This is a genomic window from Campylobacter sp. 110 (assembly GCF_002383965.1).
Classification (GTDB): domain Bacteria; phylum Campylobacterota; class Campylobacteria; order Campylobacterales; family Campylobacteraceae; genus Campylobacter_D; species Campylobacter_D coli.
Map to the genome: position 1 here is coordinate 1 of NZ_NXBD01000006.1, position 612 is coordinate 612.

The 612-nt window shown below is 28.3% G+C and carries 2 pseudogenes; both read left to right on the plus strand.

What is annotated here, in order from left to right:
- A pseudogene (locus BGS43_RS00040) lies at nt 1–268 on the plus strand (Cj0814 family flagellar-dependent secreted protein); the annotation flags it as partial.
- A gap of 75 nt (nt 269–343) precedes the next feature.
- A pseudogene (locus BGS43_RS00045) lies at nt 344–612 on the plus strand (Cj0814 family flagellar-dependent secreted protein); the annotation flags it as partial.

Here is a 612-nt window from a genome sequence, read left to right on the forward strand (position 1 = left end):
TTCCTTAGACGACATTATGACAGGCAAAGTAGATTTTGCAAGTTTATTAAAAGGTTATGCACAAGATGGCTGGCTTGATGCAGGTATTTATGCAATGGAAAAAGGAGTTGAATGGCAAAATGTATACGTAGGCAGTGGAATCTCTTTTGATAGAGAATTTCATCAAGCAAAAGCTAATGGTTGGAAAGCAAGCAGTGAAAGTATAAATTCTTATGTTGGATCTATAATGGATAGACTTAATAATCTTATAGGACAAACTAGGGTTTAAGGGTTATGGATAAGTAGGTTTAAAAACTTGTTTATCTATATAAAAAAATAGAAAAATCTAAATTAAGGAATTAATATGAGTATCTTTAGCATCAATGATAACTCAAACTATGGTTCTATACTTTCACAAGCAAAAGCTAATAAAGAAAGTAAAGAAAATTCTAAAATAAGTTTTGCTAATGCTTTTTTAAAACAAAATGCTAGTAAATTAAATGAAATTCAAAATGCAAATTCACAAACCCTAGTAAGAAGTGAAGTATTAAATTCTACTAATACAACAAATACTAGCAATAATACTAATTTTAGTATAAGTAGTAAGACAAGTTCTCCTAATTATGATATATC